The sequence below is a fragment of the Nitratidesulfovibrio oxamicus genome (assembly GCF_015731765.1).
GTDB lineage: Bacteria > Desulfobacterota > Desulfovibrionia > Desulfovibrionales > Desulfovibrionaceae > Cupidesulfovibrio > Cupidesulfovibrio oxamicus.
The window spans coordinates 1-20,213 of record NZ_VRYY01000198.1; the positions used below are offsets into that span (position 1 = coordinate 1).

Genomic DNA, 20,213 nt, shown 5'->3' on the forward strand with positions numbered 1-20,213 from the left:
CGCCCCGCGCGCCGCCGACGCAGGTCTGCCCGCCGACCTTCCCGAGGACATGCGCCGCGACCTTGCCGCGCTGCTGGACCGGCTGGGCCTGCCCGCCGACGCCGCCTTTGCGGACGTGGTCACCGCCCTGCGCCAGCACAGTGGGCAGTTGACCCCGCTGGAAACGTCATTGCTGTTCCTGGATGAATGGCGCAGGCAGTATCTATAAGGGGAGAGATTGTGTATGTGGTCTAAATTATTGAATCCTAGGCGTGTTTATGGTAGGCAATATCCCGTTTGTTCTGAGCGGAGTCCGTTTGCTGCTGATGTGGATCGAATAATATTTTCTAGCTCTTTCCGTAGATTAAGCAGGAAGAGCCAAGTACATCCTTTAGCTATGAATGACCACCTTCATAGCAGAATGTCACATTCCCTTGAAGTAAGCTGTGTAGGGCGCTCCTTGGGGACGGGCGTAGGGACTTTTCTTGCCGGGAGAGGGGAACTTCCAAAAGATATTCACCCTGTTAACGTTGGCGAAATTGTTCAGGCCGCGTGCTTGGCTCATGATATTGGTAACCCACCTTTTGGGCATGCTGGTGAAGAGGCAATACGCGGATGGTTTCTTGATTCTGAAAATGCTAAATATCTAGAGATGCTTGATCCGTCTGTCCGCACGGATTTTACATGTTTTGATGGGAATGCGCAGGGCTTTCGCGTTATTACTCGACTTGAAATGGGGGGTGTTGATACAGGTGGCTTGAATCTGACATACCCCGTCATTGCGTCTATGGTGAAGTACCCAATAACGTCTTATAGAGCTGATGTGGCAAGAAAAGGGAAATCTCGGAAATATAGCTATCATGTCTCGGAAAAGAATATATTTTTGGAAATATTTGATGTCCTCGGATTGATGAAAACCCAAAAGCATATTCGTAGGCATCCGTTGTCGTATCTTGTTGAAGCTGCTGATGATATATGTTATTCCGTGATAGATTTGGAAGATGCATGTGAAATACGACTTGTTACATGCGATGAAGTTCTAGATGTTTATAGAAATATTTTGAGTGATGATAAAATTGAAAACGTAAACAAGCAGCCATCTGTTAGAAGAAAGGTTGGATATATTCGTGCTCTTGTGATTAATGCGCTTGTGAATTCTGTAAAGGAAGCTTTCGCCAGGTATTACGATGCAGTAATTTGTGGCGACGTTGATGATATTATATCTATGTGTAATTACGATGCGTTGAAGTGCGTTGATGATGCAAAGGCATTGGCTAGAGGAAAAGTATATTCAGAGCATAGAAAGACAGTTCTTGAGGTTGGAGCATATTCTGTCTACTCAACGCTGCTGAATGTTTTTATTCCTGCCGCCTACTACTCTGTGGTAAATGATAAAAAACTTATAATGTATAAGTATTCTAAGGCACTTGAAATTTTAGGCGATAGCTTGCATGCAAATGACAAGTATGAAACACGCAGTGATGAACTGTATAGTGCATATATAGGTGTCATTGATTATGTTTCTGGAATGACAGATTCATATGCAACATTTGTTGCACAGCAATTTTCTGGTGCTGGAACAGGTCCTTGGCAGGCGTAGTGTGTGTCACGCGGAGATCCTACATATTGTGTTTCCGGAGTACTTGGCAACGTCTACAGGATGGACTATGCGCCGAGGTATGAGCGTCCGTACAACCCAACGTATTCCGCGTTACCGGCGCGCCCGGCATGACCTTTACGTGTTGTGTGCGGTCTGCACGGCGCTTCTGGCGTTTTCCGCGCGCCCGGTGCTGGCTGGTGGCCCTTCGCCGCAAACGCTGGTGGCCGTGTCCGACGAGTGGGCGCCGCGCATCATGCCTGGGCCGGATGGTTCCGCCGACGGCATCTGCCCCATGGTGCTGCGCCAGGTGGCCGAGGATCTGGGGCTGGACGTGGAATTCGGGTTCATGCCCAAGCCACGCCGCCAGGCGGCCTTCCGCAGGGGCGAGATCAACGTGGTGCCGTGCGCATCGCCCATGTGGGAAGGCATGCTCTCTGACGTGGCCGTGTATTCCGAGCCGTTTATGATGTCCACGGAGATGGTGCTGGTTTCTACGGGAACCACGGGTGTGTTCCGTTCCGTCCACGATTTTGCCGGGCTGCGTTTTGGGACCATCGGCGGGTACGTCTACCACGATGGTTTCGATGAAGCCTTCGAGTCCGGGATGCTGCGCCGCGAGGACGCCTACACCGTGACCCAGAACCTGCAAAAGCTGCGGGCCGGGCGCATCGACGCCATGATCGTGGACGATTACGAGGCCGCCTACTGGATGCACAGGGCGGGCTGGTCAGAGACCGATTTCCGCGTGGCCTACGTGTTCGCCGACCCCGCGCCCATCACGTTGATGCTGCATGCCTCGTTGCGCGACTTTCTGCCCAGAATCAACGCCTCGCTGGCCCGCATGCGCGCCAACGGCATCCTGCGTGCCCTGTTTGCGGAATACGGGCCGCAGAAGTTGGCCACGCACCTGTCCCGCTGACACCGGCCGGGACTGTCCGTACCGGGTTCAATCGCCCGCCCGGCTTCATCCGGTTTTTCCAACGGGTCACCCCGTTCCGTGCTCCAACCGCCTGCCCAGGAACGCGCCATGAAGCTCTACCGCTACCTGACCGGCCCTGATGATTCCGCCTTCTGCCACCGCGTTACCGAAGCCCTGAACAAGGGCTGGCAACTGCACGGCGGCCCCACGCTGACCTACGACACCGAGCGCAAGCAGGTGATCGCCGGGCAGGCCGTCGTCAAGGACGTGGAAGACGAGGACTACGTGCCGGGCATGGACCTTTCCGCCCAGTAATACCAGCAGCCTGCGGGCGTCGGCATCATCCCTGCTGCATCTCGCCGACCAGGCGTTGCAGTTCGTGGGCCTGGTCCGCCAAATCCCCGATGGCACGCGCCGCGTGCACCATGGCCTCGGCCATGGATGACGAAGTGCGGTCCACTTCCTTGATGGCGTGGTCTATCTGGTCGTTTTCCGCCGTTTCGCGCTCCACGGCAGCCGCGATGCTGTTCACCTGCGCCGCCGTTTCCTCGATGAGCCCCACGATTTCGCGCAGCGTCTCGCCCGACCTTTGTGCGGCCAGCGTTGAATCGTTGATGGCGCCCACCGCGTTGTCCACGTTCTGCACGTTCTTGCGCGTCCCTTCCTGAATGTTGCCGATGGCCTCGCCCACCTGCCGGGTGGCGGCCATGGTCTTTTCCGCCAGTTTGCGCACCTCGTCCGCCACCACGGCGAATCCGCGCCCGGCGTCGCCAGCGCGGGCCGCTTCGATGGCCGCGTTCAGGGCCAGCAGGTTGGTCTGGTCGGCGATGTCCGAAATGACGTTCATGATCTGGCCGATGCCTTCCGCCTGTTCCCCCAGCACGGCCATGTCCGTCTTCAGGCTCAGCGCCTGATCCTGCGCAAGGCCGATGCCGTGCACCACATCGCCGACCACTGTGGCGCCCTCCAGCGCCTTGGCACGGGCATTCTCGGCGGTGCGGGAGGCGTTGGTGGCGCTGTGGGAGACACCCGCTATGGTTTCGCTCATCTCGCTGATGGCCGTTGCCGTGCGTGCCACGCTGTCGAGTTGCGCCGAGGTTCCGCTGGAGGTGTGGTCGATGCGGCGCGTCAGTTCCTCCGACGCCCTGGAGACGTTGGCCACCACCGTTTCGATGCGGCTGGCGGCCAGCATCATGCCCTTGCGGGTGGCGACCTCCGCTTCGCGGCGGACCCGTTCCGCCTCTTCCGTGGCCAGCCGCGCCCGGTGGGCCTCTTCCGTGGCCAGCCGCTGTTTCTCCTCGGCCCCGGAAATCAGCCCCTTCAGGCTGACAACCATGCGGCGCAACGCTTCGGCAAGCATGCCCACCTCATCCGCGCCGTGCACGTCCAATTCACGGTCCAGTCTGCCTTCGCTCACCGCCTTGGCGTAGTCCACGGCCCGGCGCAGCGGTCGCGTGAGCATGAGCGTTATGCCCACGCCCAGCAGCACGGCCAGCGCGGGGCCACCCAGCATGCCCGCCACGATGGCGATCTTGTGCCGCCCGGCGCTCAGCATCTCTCGCTGGTAGAGTTCCGCGGATTCCTTGATCCCCTGTTCCGTCAGGGCATCCAGGGCCGTGAATGTGCCATCGTGCACCTTGCGCAGGTCCGTGGTGCGCGCCAGTATCTCCAACAGGGCCAGGATGTCGCTCTTGTCCTTTTCCCACTCGCGGATGAGGCCGAGCAGGGCGTCGTTGCCCTTGCGGCCCGCTTCAAGCTGTGTGCGAAACTCCGCGAACAGGGCGTTTTCGCTTTCCGAACGGGGCAGGGCCTCGTACTTTTCCATGGCCACGGCTATGGCCGCGCGCGACTGTTCAATGGCCGCGTATTGCTGCCGCGAGAAATCCGGCGAAATGCCGGGCACCAGCAGACTGCGCTGGGCAATGACGACTTCGCGGATTTCCTCCGCGATGCGCAGAAGATGCGGAAAGCCCGGCATGCGGCGGGCCACGATGCTTTCAAGCGAATGGCTTGCACTGTTGATGCCGAGGTAGCCGATGACGCCCACCCCGAGCGTAATGGCGGCAACGATCAGAAAGGCCCCTGCGATCTTGGTGCCGATGCGCGAGATGCCCATGCCTCCCCCCTGAGGAAAACCGACGCCCGTGGTGAGCGGGCGTCGAAGGTCATGCGGACACGGAGTCCGGGTTTACTGGTACGCCCCGCAGCCCACCAGCAGGTCGTCCACGCGTTCCATGTACATGGATTTTGGTTCGATGAGCTTGGTCTGGGGGTTGCCGAACTTGTAGTCCTGCCAGAACGAGGCCTTGCTTTTGCCCAGTTCCACGCGCTCCTTGACGAAGTACTTGCCGTCGGGGTCGCGCAGGTCCATCAGGTTCTTGCCGATCTGTTTGGCGTTGGCGCCATGGGCAAGGCAGTTGCCCTGCATGTCGTAGACAACCACGTACAGATCCCGGTCGATGAACATGCCCTGCGGGTTGCTGATTTCCGCAAAGGTCTTGTCGCGCCCGTTGGCCTTGAGGTAGGCCACGGCCTTTTTGACCATGGCGACGGCTTCATCCTTGCTGCCCTTGGACTGGGCGCTCGCCAGCGTGCACAGGGCCGTCACGAGCAACAGGGCAAGCGCCGCGCGCAGTGCGTATTTCATGTGAGCTCCATTGGCGGGCCATGCCGCGCCGGTGAATATGGACGAGGCCTCATGATAGCTTGGCGGATACGCGCTGGGCATGATTACTTGGCGCGGGGCGAGTGGTGACATGCCGGAACGTGCAACCGGCCAGGTGGACTGCTGTCCGCCTGGCCGGTTGTCATCGTCATGTTGGGTATTGTGTTGCGCTGTGTTGCTGGGTGGCGCGGGAATCAGGGATGGTTCCTGAATTTGTCCGCCGTATGCGGGCTGCCGGAATGGCAGGGGGTACAGTCCATCTTGCCCTTTAGCAGGGGCGATTGCTTGCCGGGGTTGTGGCATTCGCCGCAGTAGGTGACCGAAGCCGGGTCGCCGTGGGCAACGGCAAAGGCGCCTGCCTGCTTGGCGTTCATGATGGCGATGGCCTTCACGGCCACGTCGGCGGTGATGCGCGCGCAACGCTCGCCGCGTTCCTTGCTTTTTTCCGCAAAGCCCGATGCCTGGCACCACCGGCCCACGGAGACGTGGCACAACGGTGAATGGCTCACGCTGGTGGGCAGCGCACCGCCCACACCCTTGAAGGCCGTGCCCGGATCATGCATGGGGAAGGCGGTCTGCTCGTACCAGCGGAACAGTTCCGCCACCATGGGGTCGCGTTCCTTGCGGCCCCAGAACAGCGCAAAGGCGCTGGCCGCGCCCAGCAGCGCGCCGCAGATGGTGCCCCAGTCGGAAATGCCGCTCTTGCCCACCTCCAGCATCGTGAAGGGAAACTGGTTGTACGGCGCGCCGTGCTGTTCGCCCATCATGCCCACGATGGCGTAGAACACCCCGTACCCGCAGCCGTACCCCTGGTGCCAGTAGCCGTCGTAGGCCACGGGCGCGCAGACCCCGGCATCCAGCACGTGGGGCTTCCACGAGAAGGGGGCGTCCTTCTGGGCAAAGCGTCCGCTGGTGGCGGCCATGGCCGGTTCCGGCGCAAGGACGGACCCCGCGCCCGGCAGCAGGCCGCCGGCAAGGCAGCCCGTGGCGCACCCCAGCACCCCCATGGTCTTCAGCATCGTTCTTCTGTTCATCCGTTCCATGCTGTTCCTCCGATGAAATAGGAGCGATCACTCGCGCTCGGTATTGGTTGTGCATCAGCAAGAGGCGTTCCATGGTTGTTCTTTTCGTGAACAACGTGAAACGACGGGGTGTTGCATGAATCCAGGGGAGGTGATGGGTGCAAACATGACTTTCAGGCTGCCAACCGCGCATGTCGTGCCGCCAACCGGACATTGCAGGTGCGACTGGGGGAAAGGGCTGGCAGGGGGAAGGCAGGGGCGCGACGGCGGCAACGCGCGCGAAACGGCAGCGGCACAGGGCTCCGAGATGCCGTGGGTGGGCTGGCTGAATGGGGAGCGGTGATGAAAGGGCGGAAAAAAGGCCGGAAGGGAATCCTTCCGGCCTCTTGGGGGTGGCGATTACAGGTGGCGCTTGGGGGGCTGTCAGATGGCGCGGGGATGCTCCGCGTGCCTGCCAACGGGCGGGCACTTCAGAAACTGCCCCTACCGGCGGCAGCCGCAGCTTACGGCGGCGCGCATGCCGCACTCGCCCACGATTTCGGTGCTGATGCCCTTGTCGGTGAACAGTTCCAGCAGGATGCAGTTTTCCACGCGGCCATCGACGATCATGGCCTTTTCCACGCCTTCCTCCAGCGCTTCCAGGCAGCATTTCACCTTGGGGATCATGCCGCCGGTCAGGGTGCCGTCGGTGAACAGTTCCACGGCCTCGCGGGTGGTCAGCGAGCGGATCAGTTCCTTCTGCTTGTCCAGGATGCCCGCCACGTCGGTGAGCAGCAGCAGGCGCTTGGCGCGCAGCGCCGCCGCCACGGCCCCGGCCACGGCGTCGGCGTTGATGTTGTACGTCTCGCCGTTTTCGTCCACGCCCACGGGCGCGATGACCGGTACGAAGTTGTCGCGCTCCAGCGAGCGGAGCAGGGTGGTTTCCACCCGCATCACCTCGCCCACCTTGCCAAGGTCGATGATTTCCGGCGCATGGTTGCCGCCGTTGACGATCATCTCCATCTTGCGGGCGCGGATGAGCTGGCCGTCCTTGCCGGAAAGGCCCACGGCCTTCACCCCGCTGAGGTTCAGCAGGTTCACGATTTCCTTGTTGACCTTGCCCACCAGCACCATTTCCACCACGTCCATGGTGGCGTCGTCGGTGACGCGCAGCCCCTCGCGGAACTGCGACTGGATGTGCAGTTGCTCCAGCATGCGACCGATCTGCGGGCCGCCGCCGTGCACCACCACCGGGTTGATGCCCACCTGCTTCAAGAGGGCGATGTTGAGGGCGAAGGCCTTTTTCAGCGCCTCGTCCTTCATGGCGTGGCCGCCGTACTTGATGACCACGGTCTGCCCGTGGAACTGGCGCATGTAGGGCAGGCACTCGATGAGCACCTTGGACTGGAGCTTGGCGTAGGCGGCGGGGTCTGCGCAGCAGGACGCGGCCTGTTCGGTCTGGCTCATGGCACTCTCTGCGGGCGGTGCGCTACGGCAAGGTAGCGGCTGGGGTTCTTGCAACAGGGCCTGTTTCCCAAGGCAGGATTTTACCGGAAGCCGGTACTACAAAATGTAGCGGCTAAGGTCCTTGTTGGCGCGCACGTCGGCCAGGTGCTCGCGCACGTAGTCGCTGTCCACGGTGACCCGGTCGCCGGAGCGGTCGGGCGCCTCGAACGAAAGGTCGGCCAGGATTTTTTCCAGTATGGTGTACAGTCGGCGCGCGCCGATGTTCTCGGTCTGGGCGTTGGTTTCTTCGGCAAAGGCGGCGATTTCGCGCAGGGCGTCGTCGGTGAATTGGATATGCACGCCTTCCGTTTGCAGCAGCGCGGTGTACTGCCTGGTCAGCGCGTTGTGCGGCTCGGTGAGGATGCGCAGGAAGTCGTCCTTTCCCAGTGCGGACAACTCCGCCCGCAGGGGAAAGCGCCCCTGCAATTCCGGAATCAGGTCCGAGGGCTTGCTGAAATGGAACGCCCCGGCGGCGATGAACAGGATGTGGTCGGTGCGCACCATGCCGTACTTGGTGTTGACCACGCTGCCTTCCACGATGGGCAGAAGGTCGCGCTGCACCCCTTCGCGCGAGACGTCGGAGCTTTTCTGGGTACTGCCGCTGGCGATCTTGTCGATTTCGTCGATGAAGATGATGCCGGTCTGCTCCACCCGTTCGCGGGCCAGGTCCGACACGCGGTCGTGGTCGATGAGCCGGTCGGCCTCTTCCTGCGTCAGCAGGTTGAAGGCGTCGCGCACCTTCATGCGGCGGCGCTTGCGGCGCGAGGGAAAGACCTTGCTGAACATGTCGCGCACCTGCGAACCCACGTCCTCCAGCCCCGGCATGGACAGAACGCCCACCTGAGGCCCACCGGATTCCTCCACCTCCATGTCCACCTCGCGGTCGTCCAGCTTGCCGCCGTGCCACAGGGTGCGCAGTTTTTCGCGGGTGGAGGAGCGGCTGTCCGATGCGGAGCCGGCGCCCGTGCCCGTGGGAGAGGACGCGTGGGACGCATCGGCCTGTGCCGGGGGCTGGGGAATGGCCTGCCCGCCGGAAAGGTCGAAGGTCAGGCCGCCCATGCCCTGGGTTTGCGGGGGCTGGGGCGCGCCGCCGGGCAGCAGCAGGTCCAGCAGGCGTTCCTCTGCGCGGGCCTCGGCCTTCACGCGCACCTTTTCGTTTTCCTCGGCCCGCACCAGGGCGATGCCGATTTCCATCAGGTCGCGCACCATGGATTCCACGTCGCGGCCCACGTAGCCCACCTCGGTGAACTTGGTGGCCTCCACCTTGATGAACGGCGACGCGGAAAGCCTGGCCAGCCGCCGGGCGATCTCGGTCTTGCCGACGCCGGTGGGGCCCATCATGATGATGTTCTTGGGGGCTATCTCGTCTCGCAGGGCCGGGTCCAGTTGCTGGCGGCGCCAGCGGTTGCGCATGGCCACGGCCACCATGCGCTTTGCGGCGTTCTGGCCCACGATGTACTTGTCCAGTTCCGAAACGATTTCACGGGGGGTGAGGTTGCTCATGTTCGGTGTGCGCGAAGGCGGGTTGTTCGTTCTGCCGGAGGCCCGCCGACTGCGTGGCAGGCGGCGGGTAACGCCGTGCGGGGCACGATACCAGCGCGGGCGGCTAAAGCCAACGCCCGGCAGGGGTGCGGACCGGGCCGTAAACGGAAGGGGAGGGGGCACATGCGTGCCTCCTCCCCGTTTTTGCGATCATGTGCGCTATGCGCGCTATTCCAGGGGCACGGTGCGGAAGAAGGTCTGCCCGCGGCGCATCAGCTGCAGCATCACCGCGCCGCGCTTCTTGCCGTCCTGCTCGATGACCTTGGTGAGGTCGGCGGCGGTGTTCACCGGCTTCAGGTTGGCCAGCAGGATGATGTCGCCGGCGCGGATGTCCGCCTCGGCAGCGGGCTTGCCGCCCTCGACGGAAACCACCAGCAGGCCGCGCGCTTCTTCCAGCTTCAGGTTGCGGGCGTCTTCCGCGCTGACCGGGCGCACGCTCATGCCAAGCCCGGCGGAGGCCTGTTCCTTGCCGCTCTTTTCCGGGGCGGCGTCGCCGCGCTGGGCGGTCAGGTGTTCCGCCGTGCGTTCGCCAAGGGTAAGGTTGACGGTCTTGGTCTGGCCGTTGCGCCACAGGGTCAGCTTGGTGGTGTCGCCAGGCTTCAGGGCAGCAATGCGGCGCAGCAGCTGGCTGGAATCGGACACGTCGTCGCCTTCCACCTTCAGTACGATGTCGCCGGGCTTCAGCCCCGCCTTGTCGGCGGGTTCGCCGGGCATCACAGAGCCCACCAGCGCGCCGCGCGGCTCGCCAAGGCCCAGGGCGCGGGCGGTTGCCTCGTCCACGTCCTGAATGGTCACGCCGATCCAGCCGCGCCGCACCTTGCCTTCGGCCCGCAACTGGGCGATGACCCGCTCGGCCATGTTGCTGGGAATGGCAAAGCCGATGCCCTGGCCGGAGGCGATGATGGCGGTGTTGATGCCGATGACCTGGCCGCCCATGTTCAGCAGCGGACCGCCGCTGTTGCCGGGGTTGATGGAAGCGTCGGTCTGCAGGAAGTTGTCGAACGGGCCGGAGCGGATGTCGCGCCCCTTGGCGCTCAGGATGCCCGCGGTCACCGAGTGGTCGAGGCCGAAGGGGTTGCCGATGGCCAGCAGCCATTCGCCCACTTCCAGATTGTCGGAATCGCCGAAGGGCAGCACCGGCAGCGAGTTGCCGGCGTTGATCTTCAGCAGGGCAAGGTCTGTTTCCTCGTCGGTGCCGATGACGTTGGCCACGTACGAGTTGGACTTGCCGCTGGCGCCTTGCAGGTTCACGCGGATCACGTCCGCCTCGGCCACCACATGGTTGTTGGTGACGATGTACCCGTCGGTGGAAATGATGAAGCCGGAACCCAGCGAACGCTGCTTTTGCGGGCGCTGCTGACGGCCATGGAATTTTTCGAACTGGTCGAAGAATTTGTCGAAGGGGGTGCCGGGCGGCATGTTGCGGAACAGTTCGTTGAACGGATTTTCCGCGGCCTGCACTGTTTTTTCGGTGCTGATGTTGACCACGGCGTTGCCAGACTGCTTCGCCAGTTCGCGAAAATCGGGCAGCATGGGCGCGGCCTGCGCGGCGGCTGCAAGCACAAGGCACAGCGCCAGCGCGGTGGCGAGGGTACGGGAAAGTGAGCGTGCCATGTAGGGCTCCTTGACAGGGGGAGTTTGCAGGCGGCGACGTGCCCGCGGCAACGGCCCCGGTTTTCGCGGGGCCGACTGGGTGAGATAATAGGGCATACCGGTACGATGTAAACACCGGAACGCCATTTTTGTCCGTGGGGCGCAAGGCGCGGCCCACGACGGACAAGGCGAGGGCGTGAAAAAACGGGGGAACGCGCATGCGCCCCCCCGTTTCGTCGGTAGTTGTCGTGCGGCTACTTCTTGCGCTTGTCCAGGGCGGCCTGAAGGGCGCTGCCCAGGCTGCCGAACCCGCTGGAATCGCCGGACACCACGGTGGCCGGGGCAGAGGAGCGCGAACCGCGGCCCCCATCGCGTCCACCGTCGCGACCGCCGTCACGTCCCCAGTCACGGCTGCCCCCGCGCCCTTCACGCGGCTCGCGCTTCTGGGGCTGGGCAAGCTTGCGCCATTCGCCGTCGTCCTCGCCGGTGGCGTCTGCCGGGGCCAGCGAGATGCGGCGGGCCTTCACGTCCAGGTCGCGCACCACCAGCGAGACTTCCGCGCCGGGGTTCAGCCCGGCGTAGGTCTTGGACTGGGGTGAGGTGGCGGCCACGGCGTTGGGCAGAAGCCCGGTGACGCCGGGGGCCAGGTTCACGAACAGGCCGAAGGGCGCGCGCTTTTCCACGGTGCCGGTGACGGTGGAACCGGCGGGGAAGCGTTCTTCCACCGTGGACCACGGGTCGCCTTCCGCGTCGCGCAGGCTAAGGGACAGCCGCTTGCGGGCGGGATCCAGTTCCTTGATCCTGACGGATACGGTCTCGCCGGGGGTCACGGCTTCTTCAGGCTTGTTGATGCGGCGGGTCCAGGACATTTCGGAAAGGTGCACCAGGCCTTCCACGCCGGGCAGCACCTCGATGAAGGCGCCGAACGGGGCGAGGCGGGTGACCTTGCCGGTCAGTATCTGGTCGGCGTCCAGGCGCTCGGCCACGTCCTGCCACGGGTCGCCGGACACCTGACGGATGGACAGGGAGATGCGCGGACCCTTGCGGGAATCCTTGCCACCCTTGCCTTCTTCCGCACCGGCGATGCCCAGCACCTTCACGCGCACCTTGTCGCCCACGCTCACGGCCTCATCGGCCTGCTGCACGCGCGACCACGAAAGCTCGGAAACGTGCACCATGCCTTCCAGGCCGGGGGCGATTTCCACAAAGGCGCCAAACGGGGCAAGGCGGGCCACGGTGCCTTCCAGCACGTCGCCTTCCTTCACGTTTTCCATGAGGGCGCTCAGCGATTCGGCCTGCTCGCGCTCCAGCAGCATGCGGCGCGAGACCACGATGTTGCGACCGTTCTGCTCCAGGCGGGTGATCAGGAACTGGAAGGTCTGGCCGGTGAACGAGTCTGGCTCGGCACCGGGGCGCAGGTCCATCTGGCTGGCCGGGCAGAAGGCGCGGCGCTTCATTACTTCGACGTTGAAGCCGCCCTTGCAGGGGCCGGTAACCCGGCCTTCAATGGGGATGCCCGCGTTCAGGGCGTCTTCCATCTGGGCCAGGCCAACCTGGCCGCCCATGGCGCGCGACAGCTTTATTTCATTGGCGTTTGCTGAAACCACGTACAGTTCCAGCACGTCGCCCACGGCCACGGGCAGGTTGCCTTCGGCGTCTTCCAGTTCCTTGCGGTCCACAAGACCGTCCACCTTGGCTCCGGTGGCGACGAAGACGGTGTCCTCGCCGATGGCCACCACGGTGGCCTTCACCCGTTCGCCGGTGCGCACGGTTTCAGCCGCGCCGGAATGTGCCTCCAGCAGGTCCGCGAAGCTGGCGTTCTCGTCGAATGCGTCGTCACCAGCCATGTCCTGCGGGGCAGGCGCGGTGGTGGCTTCGGGGGCGGTGGCTTCCGCCTGTCCGGTTTCTGTGGTGGCCTCCGGGGTTTGCAGCCCGGTGGCTTCGGTGCGTTCACCAGTCATCAGTCCGATCTCCTTGAAAAGTGGCATGCGCCGCGTGGCGTTCACCCGCAATATCAGCGCCGAAGGGCAAGGGCAAGTGCGACGGCGTGGTTGCGTCGCCGTCCACGGCATGCGATACTGTGGCGAAATCGCCATTTTCGCAAGGAGGTTTCATGCTCAAAGCCAAGGCACGCCACATTCTCGTTGATACCGAGGATGCCTGCAACGAACTGAAGGCCCGCATTCTGGCGGGTGAAGACTTCGCCGAGGTGGCGCGCGCCCACTCCAAGTGCCCGTCGGGCCGCCGTGGCGGCGACCTGGGGGAATTCCCCCGTGGCGCCATGGTGCCCGAATTCGATGAAGTCGTGTTCACCGGCGAAGTGGGCACCGTGCTCGGCCCGGTGCGCACCCAGTTCGGCCATCATCTGATCGAGGTTACGGCGCGCTCCGGCAGCTAGGGCCGGAAAATCCTGCCACGGAAACAGCTCCCGTGAATCCCGCAGGGGGTGGCCCTTCCGCCGCTGCCCTCTGGACGGGACAACACCGCAGCCTTATTCAATCAGGAAGGCGGCTGCGGCCCGGCAGGGGCACGCCGCGTTCCATCGTTTTATGCAGAGAACCGCAACCCGGCCGGGGCGGCTGCCCCGCAAGGCACCGCCCCGGCTGTCCGTTTTTTTGCCGGAGACAGCCCGGCCCACCGGGCTCGCATGTGCCGATCTGGCCGATAGGGCCGATCTGGCAGATTGGGCCACCCAGGCAGCGGCGCGCCGCGCCGCGCGGGAGGCACGCCGGGACCCACCGGCCCGCCCGCACCTTGCCCCCCATTTCCGGAGGTCATCCGCATGGCCAACTTCAAATTGTGGAAAAGCGAGGAGTTGCAGCGCCTGAGAAGCGAGAGCGACCGGATGTTCGACCGGTTGTGCTCTGGTCTTGGCCTGCCCTCGGTCTGCCAGCCGCTGCTGGAACCGGCGCTGCGCATGATCGACACCCCCGATGCGGTGGTGGTCGAGGCGCAGTTGCCGGGCGTTACCGCCGAAGATCTCGACATAGTCATCACCGGCAGCGTGCTGCTGGTGCGCTGCGCCCAAAGTGCCACCTGCGGCATCGGTGAATCCAGCAGCCGCTACGAAAGCCGCTTCATGCTGCCGTGCAAGATACGCACGGAAGACGTGGAGGCGGAACTGGACGAGGGCGTTCTGCGCATCACCATGCCCAAGTGCCGCAGGCCCGAAGCGCGCCGCGTTCCCGTCAGGACCGGCCGGGCCGGTTGAACCCAAGGAGGCACCATGACCATTCCCAAGAAGGCGACCAAACGCACCGCTGCCTCTGCCGCATCTTCGGCTTCGACTGCATCCGCGCCCTCTTTCGCGTCTTCTTCCGCTTCCGTACCGGGCGGCGGGGCGCTGCCCGCTCCCCTTGCGCCCGAACAGCTGCGCTGGACGCTGGACCCCGCAACGCTGCCCTTCGCCCATACCGGCGAGGTGGACGAGCAGACCGACATCATCGGCCAGCGGCGGGGGGTGGATGCCTTTCGCTTCGGCATGGGCATGCACGGCAAGGGCTACAACATCTTCGTCACCGGGGCCGTGGGCATCGGCAAGCTGTCCATGGTCAAGCGGTTGCTTGGCACCGGCGCCAACGGAGCGGCCACGCCCGACGACCTGTGCTTCGTGAACAACTTCAAGACGCCGGAAGAACCCATCCTGCTGCGCTTTCCCGCGGGCAAGGGCCGCGCCTTCAAGGCCGACGTGCAGGCGTTCCTGGACACGGTGAAGCGCGACATTCCCCAACTGTTCGAAAGCCAGGAATACATCGCCAGCAAGAACGAGATCATCGAGGCGCATGACAGGAAGACCCGAGAGTTCTTCAAGAACCTGGAAACCAAGGTGCGCGATTCCGGTTTTGTGCTGGTGAACATGCAGATGGGCCAGATCCAGCGGCCCGACATCGTGCCCATCGTGGACGGCGAGCCGGTGCACCTGCTGAAGCTGGAGGAAATGGCCGCCAAGGGGCGTTTTCCGCGCGAGGAACTGGAAAAGCTTCAGGAAACCTACAAGACCCTGAAGGAAGAGATCGACGCCATCTTCCTGGACGTGCGCGAACTGCAAAAGGAAGTGAAGCGCAAGACCGAAGAGGTGGACCGGCTCATGTTCATGAGTTCGGCCCGCGACCTCGCCAAGCCGCTGCTGGACAGCTACGACGACCCCAAGGTGCAGAAGCACGTGGAGGCGGTGCTGGCCGACATGGCGGAAAACCTGGACAGCCTGAAGGTGATGGGCCAGCAGGTGCAGGGGCCCATGGGCATGTTCGTGCCCGCCCCGGCGGAAGCGGTGCTGCACCCCTACCAGGTCAACCTGCTGGTGGACAACGCGGAACTGGAAGGTCCGCCGGTTATCGTGGAATCGTTCCCCAACTACCGCAACCTGTTCGGCTCCATCGAGCGGGTCATGGACCGTTCCGGCCTGTGGCGCACCGATTTCACCAAGATCAACGCCGGGTCGTTCGTCAAGGCCAACGGCGGGTACCTTGTACTGAACCTGATGGACGCCATCATGGAACCGGGGGTGTGGCAAACCCTGAAGCGCGCCCTGAAAACGTCGGAAATAGAGATCCAGACCTTCGACCCCTACTACTTCATCACTGCCACGGGCATCAAGCCGGAGTCCATCGAGATGGAGGTCAAGGTGGTGGTCATGGCCACGCCGCAGCTGTACCACATGCTGCGCCACTACGACCCCGACGTGCAGAAGATATTCAAGATATGGGCCGACTTCGATTCGTCCATGCCGCTGGACGAGGTGTGCGTCACCGACGTGGCCAAGCTGATGAAGACCTTCGTGACGGCGCGCAAGCTGCGCCAGTTCGACGCCACCGCCGTGGCCGCCCTGCTGGAGCACGGCGTGCGCATGACCGGGCGGCGGGAAAAGCTGACCACCTCGTTCCCGGTGCTGCGCGACATCATGGAGGAGGCCGAGTACATCGCCCGCGGAGAGGGGGCGGACATGGTGTCCGCCGCGCACGTGACCCAGGCGGTGGAAGGGCGGCTGTACCGCGCCGGGCTCATCGAGGAGAAGGTGCAGGAAATGATCGACCGGGGCAGCGTGTTCATCGATACCGACGGCGATGTCGTCGGGCAGGTGAACGGGCTGGCCGTGTACGCCATGGGCGACCACATGTTCGGCAAGCCATCGCGCATCACCGCCACCACCTCCATGGGGCGCGAGGGCATCATCAACATCGAGCGGGAATCGGACCTGTCCGGGGCCATCCACAACAAGGGCATGCTCATCCTTTCCGGCTACCTGCGCCGGGCCTTCGCGCAGGACAAGCCGCTGTCGCTGTCGGCGTCCATCGCCTTCGAGCAGTCGTACGGCGGGGTGGACGGCGACTCGGCCTCGTCCACCGAACTGTACGCGCTGCTCTCCAGCCTGTCGGGCGTGCCCATCAGGCAGGGCATTGCCGTCACCGGCTCGGTGAACCAGAAGGGCGAGGTGCAACCCATCGGCGGCGTGAACGAGAAGATCGAAGGCTTCCACGAGGTGTGCAGGCGCAAGGGGCTGACCGGCGAGCAGGGCGTGCTGATTCCTGCCGCCAACGTCAACGACCTGATGCTGCGGCCAGAGGTGCTGGATTCCGTCCGCGCGGGCACCTTCCGTGTCTGGGCCGTGCGCACGGTGGACGAGGGCATCGAGCTGCTGACCGGCGTACCCGCCGGGGTGCGCGGAGCGGACGGCAACTACCCCCCCGATTCCGTGTACGGCAAGGTGGACGCCCGGCTGCGTGAACTGGCCGAGGGCCTGCGCAACTTTGGCGATAAGAAGGACGACAATGGAAACGGGGGCAACGGCAAGGCCAGGGGCAAGCGTGCCAAACCTTCCAAGGAGCCGGAAGGCAAGAAGAAACAGGTTGCGTAAAGGCTGCGCCCAACGGCCTTGCCCCCAGACGCATGGGGACGGTCGTGACCGGGCGCGTGACCGCACGCAGGTCTTTGCATGACTGGACGGGCGGCCCCTTCCTGCGGGAAGGGGCCGCCTTTTGTGTGTGGCGCAAAACGCGCGCAGCGGGGGGAAGGCCAACGGCATGCAGCCGGAAGACACCTGCCGATGCATTGTCGGCATTTGTGTCGATGGCTGATTGTTCAATCATTAGGATGTGTGTAATTATTTATTTCACAATGAGGCAGGGCAAGCGTCAAATGCGTATGCGCCACGGAAAAAAGGCAATGGATATGCACGTAGTGCACCGAAGAAACAGCTAGTCCCGCAAATGCACAATGTCAGATCGTTCCGCCTGACGCATCTTGAACGGGAGACATCATGTGATAAGAGGGGGGAACCCCTCTCCCGTAACGGCCAAAGGAGGACGCATGACCAACGAAGAGTATCCGTACGACCTGGTGCAGGTCGTGCTTGTGACACGCGACGGCAAGCGAACGGAAATTGAGGCGCGGGTGGGGACGCTGTTGTTCGTCGACGTGGAGCGGGGCAACTGTTGCGTCAGTTGCGACGCCCAAGCATGGCACGATGTGCCGGGTATGCGCCGACGTGCCGTGCGCGGCTTGATGGATGCGCTGCACGAGACGGTGCCGCTGCTGTCTGAACAGTAAGGTTGGTCCGGTTCGGGAGGCGGCCCGTTGGCGATGTCTGAAGACTGTCGCGGCGCTGGTTGCAGGAGATGACGCAGGGGATGTCGCAAGGGCGCGGCATCCCTTTTTCGTTGCCGTGCGTGTGGGGTGACCGGGCGTCCTCCTTGCCGCCCTTCCCTGTCGCCCCTGTCGTTCCTGTCGCCCTTGTTCCCTTGTTGTCCTGTCGCCGGTGTGAGGGGGCGGAGGGCCGAATGGCGCACGTTCCGGGGCGTACGGTGTGTGATGGCCGGTGAACGGCATGTTGCGGTACATTTCTTTTCAGGTGCGCCGCGTTCGTCCGTGCGCCGTCGATGAACGGCAAGCGGCGCCGCAGGCGGCTCTGGTCGGCCCCTTTTCCGTTTTTCGCGCGTTTGTGGGTGTGTGAGGGCCATTCACCGAAAGTGATGTGGCACTGTAGTCGCATGGCCGTACAACGGAGCCATCGACACCGGCGGCGCGTGATGGCCCATGATGGTTCATGATGGCCCATGATGGTTCATGATGGAGTAGACGCCGCCGGACGGGCACTGCACCGGCCCGCGCCCCCCTATGCGACGGGCACAGTGGGCGCGCGGCAAGGGCGGAACACCACAAGGAGGCACGCATGGCCACGATCACCGAAACGGCGGGCACCACCGACATGACCATGGAAGCCCCCCAAACCCACATGGCCCCGGCCCAGCACGGGGCATCACCTCTGCCGCATCGGGTGCACAACCACCCCGACGAGGCGCAGTTCGCGGCGCTGGTTCGCGCCCGGTGGGGCGTTTCCCTTATCCTGACTGCCCTGATGCTGGTCATCTACTTCGGCTTCATCATGGTGCTGGCCTTCCGGCGCGACCTGTTGCAGGCCTCCGTGGGCGGCGGCATGACCCTGGGCATTCCCGTGGGGTTCGGCATCATCGTCATCGCCTCGGCGCTCACCGGCGTCTACGTGTGGTGGGCCAACCGGTCGTATGACGGCGCGGTGCGCCGCATCGTGGCGGGCATGCAGTCGGGCATGCAGCCCGGCGACAAAGCGGGCCAGACCATGAAGGGGGCGCACCATGGCTAGCGAATTCACGTCCACCATCGGGCAGCCCAATGCGCTGTCCATCGGGTTCTTCTTCCTGTTCGTGGCCTTTACCCTGGGCGTCACCTGGTGGGCGGCCCGGCGCAGCCGTTCGGCGGCGGAATTCTATGCGGCCGGGCGCAGCGTCACCGGGTTCCAGAACGGGCTGGCCCTTGCGGGCGACTACATGAGCGCGGCCTCGTTCCTGGGCATTGCCGGGCTGGTGGCGCTGAAGGGGTACGACGGGCTCATCTATTCCATCGGCTTCCTGGTGGGCTGGCCGGTGATGATGTTCCTCATCGCGGAACCCTTGCGCAACCTTGGCAAGTACACCTTTGCCGACGTGGTGGCCTACCGCCTGCGGCAAAAGCCCATCCGCGTGGCGGCGGCGTGCGGCTCGCTGATGACCGTGGCCTTCTACCTCATCGCCCAGATGGTGGGATCCGGCTCGCTGGTGCACCTGATGTTCGGCCTGCCGTACGAAACGGCTGTGCTGGTGGTGGGTGCGGTGATGATCGCATACGTGCTGTTCGGCGGCATGCTGGCCACCACCTGGGTGCAGATCATCAAGGCGGTGCTGCTGCTGGGCGGTGCCAGCGTGATGGTGTTCTTCGTGTTGCGGCACTTCGGCTTCAGCCCGGCGGAACTGTTCCGCGCATCCGCCGCGCGCTACGGCGACAAGGTGCTGGCCCCCGGCGGCCTCGTGTCCAACCCGTGGGACGCCCTGTCGCTGGGCATGGCGCTGATGTTCGGCACGGCGGGGCTGCCGCACATCCTGATGCGCTTCTACACCGTGCCGGACGCCAAGGCCGCCCGCAAGTCGGTGTTCTATGCCACGGGCCTCATCTCGTACTTCTACGTGCTCACCTTCATCATCGGCTTCGGGGCCATGACGCTGGTGGGGCAGGAGGTCGTCGCCGGGTTTGACAGGGGGGGCAACATGGCCGCGCTGCTGCTGGCCGAGGTGACCGGCGGCACCATGTTCCTGGGCTTCATCGCCGCCGTGGCCTTCGCCACCATCCTGGCCGTGGTGGCCGGGCTGACACTGGCGGGAGCCACCACCTACGCCCATGATCTGTACGCGAATGTGTTCCGGCGCGGGCAGTCCACGGAAGACGACGAAGTGCGCATGGCCAAGCGGGCCACCGTGGCGCTGGGCGTGCTGGCCGTGGCGCTGGGCATCGCCTTCAAGGGGCAGAACGTGGCCTTCATGGTGGGGCTGGCCTTCGCCATCGCCGCCAGCGCCAACTTTCCCGCGCTGCTCATGTCCATCCTGTGGAAGCGTTTTTCCACCTTCGGGGCAGTGTGCTCCATCGCCACCGGGGCCACGTTGGCCGTGGGGCTCATCGTGCTCAGCCCCACCGTGTGGGGGGACGTGCTGCATTCGCCCTGGGGCATGGCCGCGCCCTTCATGTTGAAGAACCCGGCGCTCATCTCGCTGCCCGCAGCCTTTGCCGCCGGATGGATGGGATCGGTGCTGCGGCCCGAGCCCGACGCGGAACAACGCTACGCCGAACAGAAGATCCGCAACTACCTCGGCGTGGGCGCGGAGTAGGCATGAAGACCGGCGATCCCACCATGGCAACCATGGCCCCTCCCGACGGGGAGGGGCCTTTGGTGCGGGTAGGGGACCGGGCCACGCACGGTCCGTTGTCCCTTGCCGCGCTGCCTGCGGAAACCCCGCTGCTGCGCCCCGTGCGCGATGTGCTGGAAGAATGCGGCACGGCGGCTTGCCGCGCGCCGTTGTACGTGGCGGCGGGAACACCCCTGCGCGAGGCCGCCGCGCGGATGGC

Annotated in this window: 17 protein-coding genes and 1 pseudogene; 11 read left to right on the forward strand and 7 right to left on the reverse strand. The window is 64.0% G+C overall.

Features of this window, described 5'->3' with window-relative positions:
• The 4 genes and pseudogenes from FVW20_RS08000 to FVW20_RS08015 all read left to right on the forward strand — a co-directional run.
• Positions 1-208: pseudogene (locus tag FVW20_RS08000) on the forward strand (hypothetical protein); the annotation flags it as partial.
• 15 nt (positions 209-223) lie between these two features.
• The gene (locus tag FVW20_RS08005; protein ID WP_196608999.1) at positions 224-1,579 is read left to right on the forward strand and encodes a deoxyguanosinetriphosphate triphosphohydrolase; all 1,356 of its coding nucleotides are present in this window, start codon (positions 224-226) and stop codon (positions 1,577-1,579) included.
• Positions 1,580-1,718: 139 nt separating this feature from the next.
• A complete protein-coding gene (locus FVW20_RS08010; RefSeq protein ID WP_307831430.1) occupies positions 1,719-2,498 on the forward strand; it encodes a substrate-binding periplasmic protein in 780 nt (259 codons plus the stop codon).
• A gap of 108 nt (positions 2,499-2,606) precedes the next feature.
• On the forward strand, positions 2,607-2,813 hold the full coding sequence (locus FVW20_RS08015) for a DUF1737 domain-containing protein (protein WP_196609001.1): 207 nt from the start codon (positions 2,607-2,609) through the stop codon (positions 2,811-2,813).
• A gap of 25 nt (positions 2,814-2,838) precedes the next feature.
• On the opposite strand, the gene FVW20_RS08020 is transcribed toward FVW20_RS08015, so the two are convergent.
• From FVW20_RS08020 to FVW20_RS08050, 7 genes are all read right to left on the reverse strand, one after another.
• Positions 2,839-4,614 carry a methyl-accepting chemotaxis protein gene (locus tag FVW20_RS08020; RefSeq protein WP_196609002.1) on the reverse strand — a complete coding sequence of 592 codons (1,776 nt, stop codon included), beginning with the start codon at positions 4,612-4,614 and terminating at the stop codon, positions 2,839-2,841.
• A 72-nt stretch (positions 4,615-4,686) separates the two neighbouring features.
• A complete protein-coding gene (locus tag FVW20_RS08025) occupies positions 4,687-5,145 on the reverse strand; it encodes a cache domain-containing protein (protein ID WP_196609003.1) in 459 nt (152 codons plus the stop codon).
• Between the two features lie 212 nt (positions 5,146-5,357).
• The gene (locus FVW20_RS08030; protein WP_196609004.1) at positions 5,358-6,206 is read right to left on the reverse strand and encodes a split-Soret cytochrome c; all 849 of its coding nucleotides are present in this window, start codon (positions 6,204-6,206) and stop codon (positions 5,358-5,360) included.
• A 462-nt stretch (positions 6,207-6,668) separates the two neighbouring features.
• Positions 6,669-7,631, reverse strand: coding sequence for an acetylglutamate kinase (gene argB, locus FVW20_RS08035; protein WP_196609005.1), 963 nt, complete (start codon positions 7,629-7,631; stop codon positions 6,669-6,671).
• A 96-nt stretch (positions 7,632-7,727) separates the two neighbouring features.
• The gene (gene hslU, locus FVW20_RS08040; RefSeq protein ID WP_196609006.1) at positions 7,728-9,173 is read right to left on the reverse strand and encodes an ATP-dependent protease ATPase subunit HslU; all 1,446 of its coding nucleotides are present in this window, start codon (positions 9,171-9,173) and stop codon (positions 7,728-7,730) included.
• Between the two features lie 207 nt (positions 9,174-9,380).
• Complete coding sequence (locus FVW20_RS08045; protein ID WP_196609007.1) at positions 9,381-10,826, reverse strand: DegQ family serine endoprotease; 1,446 nt, start codon at positions 10,824-10,826, stop codon at positions 9,381-9,383.
• A gap of 233 nt (positions 10,827-11,059) precedes the next feature.
• Positions 11,060-12,766 carry a 30S ribosomal protein S1 gene (locus tag FVW20_RS08050; RefSeq protein WP_196609008.1) on the reverse strand — a complete coding sequence of 569 codons (1,707 nt, stop codon included), beginning with the start codon at positions 12,764-12,766 and terminating at the stop codon, positions 11,060-11,062.
• Positions 12,767-12,918: 152 nt separating this feature from the next.
• On the opposite strand from FVW20_RS08050, the gene FVW20_RS08055 reads away from it, so the two are divergent.
• The 7 genes from FVW20_RS08055 to FVW20_RS08085 form a co-directional block, all read left to right on the forward strand.
• A complete protein-coding gene (locus tag FVW20_RS08055) occupies positions 12,919-13,203 on the forward strand; it encodes a peptidylprolyl isomerase (RefSeq protein WP_012611461.1) in 285 nt (94 codons plus the stop codon).
• Positions 13,204-13,587: 384 nt separating this feature from the next.
• Entirely contained in the window at positions 13,588-14,016 is a 429-nt protein-coding gene (locus tag FVW20_RS08060) for an Hsp20/alpha crystallin family protein (protein WP_196609009.1), read from the forward strand.
• A 15-nt stretch (positions 14,017-14,031) separates the two neighbouring features.
• On the forward strand, positions 14,032-16,659 hold the full coding sequence (locus FVW20_RS08065; RefSeq protein ID WP_196609010.1) for a Lon protease family protein: 2,628 nt from the start codon (positions 14,032-14,034) through the stop codon (positions 16,657-16,659).
• Between the two features lie 452 nt (positions 16,660-17,111).
• On the forward strand, positions 17,112-17,351 hold the full coding sequence (locus FVW20_RS08070) for a hypothetical protein (RefSeq protein WP_167123145.1): 240 nt from the start codon (positions 17,112-17,114) through the stop codon (positions 17,349-17,351).
• 685 nt (positions 17,352-18,036) lie between these two features.
• Positions 18,037-18,423 carry a DUF485 domain-containing protein gene (locus FVW20_RS08075; protein ID WP_231038967.1) on the forward strand — a complete coding sequence of 129 codons (387 nt, stop codon included), beginning with the start codon at positions 18,037-18,039 and terminating at the stop codon, positions 18,421-18,423.
• Entirely contained in the window at positions 18,416-19,975 is a 1,560-nt protein-coding gene (locus FVW20_RS08080; RefSeq protein WP_196609012.1) for a sodium:solute symporter family transporter, read from the forward strand. Before FVW20_RS08075 ends, FVW20_RS08080 begins: the two co-directional genes overlap by 8 nt.
• Positions 19,976-19,977: 2 nt before the next feature.
• The coding region (locus FVW20_RS08085) for a hypothetical protein (protein ID WP_196609013.1) at positions 19,978-20,213 on the forward strand (236 nt) is incomplete at its 3' end.

Excerpts from the sequence above, each read along its gene's own strand:
- FVW20_RS08050 (WP_196609008.1), bottom strand. The coding sequence starts at position 12,766 with ATGACTGGTGAACGCACCGAAGCCACCGGGCTGCAAACCCCGGAGGCC.
- FVW20_RS08020 (WP_196609002.1), bottom strand. The coding sequence starts at position 4,614 with ATGGGCATCTCGCGCATCGGCACCAAGATCGCAGGGGCCTTTCTGATC.
- FVW20_RS08005 (WP_196608999.1), top strand. The coding sequence starts at position 224 with ATGTGGTCTAAATTATTGAATCCTAGGCGTGTTTATGGTAGGCAATAT.
- FVW20_RS08045 (WP_196609007.1), bottom strand. The coding sequence starts at position 10,826 with ATGGCACGCTCACTTTCCCGTACCCTCGCCACCGCGCTGGCGCTGTGC.
- FVW20_RS08075 (WP_231038967.1), top strand. The coding sequence starts at position 18,037 with ATGGCCCCGGCCCAGCACGGGGCATCACCTCTGCCGCATCGGGTGCAC.
- FVW20_RS08065 (WP_196609010.1), top strand. The coding sequence starts at position 14,032 with ATGACCATTCCCAAGAAGGCGACCAAACGCACCGCTGCCTCTGCCGCA.
- FVW20_RS08015 (WP_196609001.1), top strand. The coding sequence starts at position 2,607 with ATGAAGCTCTACCGCTACCTGACCGGCCCTGATGATTCCGCCTTCTGC.
- FVW20_RS08080 (WP_196609012.1), top strand. The coding sequence starts at position 18,416 with ATGGCTAGCGAATTCACGTCCACCATCGGGCAGCCCAATGCGCTGTCC.
- FVW20_RS08025 (WP_196609003.1), bottom strand. The coding sequence starts at position 5,145 with ATGAAATACGCACTGCGCGCGGCGCTTGCCCTGTTGCTCGTGACGGCC.
- argB (WP_196609005.1), bottom strand. The coding sequence starts at position 7,631 with ATGAGCCAGACCGAACAGGCCGCGTCCTGCTGCGCAGACCCCGCCGCC.
- FVW20_RS08055 (WP_012611461.1), top strand. The coding sequence starts at position 12,919 with ATGCTCAAAGCCAAGGCACGCCACATTCTCGTTGATACCGAGGATGCC.
- FVW20_RS08070 (WP_167123145.1), top strand. The coding sequence starts at position 17,112 with ATGACCAACGAAGAGTATCCGTACGACCTGGTGCAGGTCGTGCTTGTG.
- hslU (WP_196609006.1), bottom strand. The coding sequence starts at position 9,173 with ATGAGCAACCTCACCCCCCGTGAAATCGTTTCGGAACTGGACAAGTAC.
- FVW20_RS08060 (WP_196609009.1), top strand. The coding sequence starts at position 13,588 with ATGGCCAACTTCAAATTGTGGAAAAGCGAGGAGTTGCAGCGCCTGAGA.
- FVW20_RS08030 (WP_196609004.1), bottom strand. The coding sequence starts at position 6,206 with ATGGAACGGATGAACAGAAGAACGATGCTGAAGACCATGGGGGTGCTG.